This window comes from Enterococcus spodopteracolus (genome assembly GCF_030441955.1).
Classification (GTDB): domain Bacteria; phylum Bacillota; class Bacilli; order Lactobacillales; family Enterococcaceae; genus Enterococcus_B; species Enterococcus_B spodopteracolus.
In genome coordinates, this window is the sequence record NZ_JARJHD010000084.1 from 1 (window position 1) to 579 (window position 579).

Annotated in this window: 1 protein-coding gene; it reads left to right on the top strand. The window is 43.2% G+C overall.

Annotation, left to right across the window (positions count from 1 at the left end; all coding sequences use genetic code 11):
• Positions 1–106: 106 nt before the first annotated feature.
• The coding region (locus tag P3R27_RS14645) for a DUF916 domain-containing protein (protein WP_301357599.1) at positions 107–579 on the top strand (473 nt) is incomplete at its 3' end.

The window sequence follows — 579 nt, forward strand, 5'->3', positions numbered from 1 at the left end:
GGATGACTGATTCTTCTAACGAAACCGAAGGATTCAGTTGATAGAAGTCCATGACGTAGCGTTACAATTTTGTAGCGCTACTTTCTTTAAAGGAAGGAGAAAACGAATGAAACAAGCAAGTACATATCGGAAAAATATAATCCAACAAGCAGGGCGGTTACTGCTTCTATTACTGGTTAGTTTATTGGCACCAATACGTGTGGGGGCAGAAGAAGGAACCTTGAATTTTTATGTAACGCCGGAATTCTCGGACAACCAAAAAACAGGCAACGAACGTTACTTTCAGTTAACCCTTGCACCAGATACGACAGAAAAACTAACGTTGAGACTACAAAACGCAAACGCAGAAGCAAAGAAAATCAAAATCACGCCACATACTGCGTATACGAATGTGATGGGGGTCGTGGAATACGGACAAGACGCGGAAAAAGCCGATCCAACGCTCAAGCATTCGCTTGCTGAATTGATCGAACATCCCGAAATCATCGAGCTTGGTGGTAACGAAACGAAAACAGTGACACTTGATCTGAAGATGCCAAAAGAAGCATTCGACGGCTTCTTAGCAGGTGGCTTACGGAT